A 1072-nucleotide genomic window follows, 5' to 3' on the forward strand; every position below is an offset into this window, starting at 1 on the left:
GGGAGGTCCGGGAGGTGCTGGGCGGCCTGATGCGCGAGGGCGCCCAGGTCACCGGCTTCCACCGGGAGAACGGCTACATCGTGCAACGCCCCTGAGAACCGGCCGCCGCGGGAGGCGTCGCGGGCGGTCGCCACGGAGGCACCGCGGAGGCACCGCGGAGGCACCGCGGAGGCACCGCGGAGGCACTGCGGAGGACGCCCCAGGGGGCGGTCGCCGTAGAGCGGTCCAGAACAAGGCAGTCAGAACAAGGCAGTCAGAACAAAGGCAGTCAGAACAAAGGCAGTCTGAGCAGGACGGCCACCGTGAGGTGACCGGCGCGAAGGCAGTTATCGCAAAGGAGACGCGGCGTCGGCCGCACCATCATGAAGATCACCGGAATCGAACTACGCCGCATCGCGATGCCCCTCGTCGCCCCCTTCCGCACCTCCTTCGGCACCGAGACCACCCGCGACATCCTGCTGCTGCGCGCGGTCACCCCCGAGGCCGAGGGCTGGGCCGAGTGCGTGGCCATGAGCGCCCCGCTGTACTCCCCCGAATACGTCGACGGCGCAGCCGAGATCCTGCGCCGCTTCCTCATCCCCGCCCTGGCCGACCTGCAGTCCGCTCACTCCGGCGGGAACGGCCCCGACATCCACGCCGTCGGCCGTGTCCTGCGTCCCTTCAGGGGCCACCAGATGGCCAAGGCCGCCCTGGAGACCGCCCTGCTGGACGCCCAGCTCCGTGCCGCCGGCCAATCCCTGGGCGGTTTCCTCGGCGCCGCCGTCCCCGCCGTGCCCTGCGGCGTCTCGGTCGGCATCATGACCTCCATCGACGCCCTCCTGGAAGACGTCGCCGGCTACCTGGAGGAGGGCTACCGCCGCATCAAACTCAAGATCGAACCCGGCTGGGACCTCGCCCCCGTCCGGGCCGTGCGCGAACGCTTCGGCCCCGACCTGGCCCTGCAGGTCGACGCCAACGCCGCCTACACCCTCGCCGATGCCCCCCACCTGGCCAAACTCGACGCCCACGACCTGCTGCTCATCGAACAGCCCCTCGCCGACGACGACCTCGTCCAGCACGCCCAGCTCGCCAG

1 protein-coding gene is annotated in these 1072 nt (G+C 71.1%); it reads left to right on the plus strand.

Features of this window, described 5'->3' with window-relative positions:
- Positions 1-362: 362 nt before the first annotated feature.
- A partial coding sequence (locus AB0N02_RS47375) for an enolase C-terminal domain-like protein (protein ID WP_363961781.1) occupies positions 363-1072 on the plus strand: 710 nt, incomplete at its 3' end.

Origin of the sequence: Streptosporangium sp. NPDC051022 (assembly GCF_040683035.1) — a bacterium.
Classification (GTDB): Bacteria; Actinomycetota; Actinomycetes; order Streptosporangiales; family Streptosporangiaceae; genus Streptosporangium.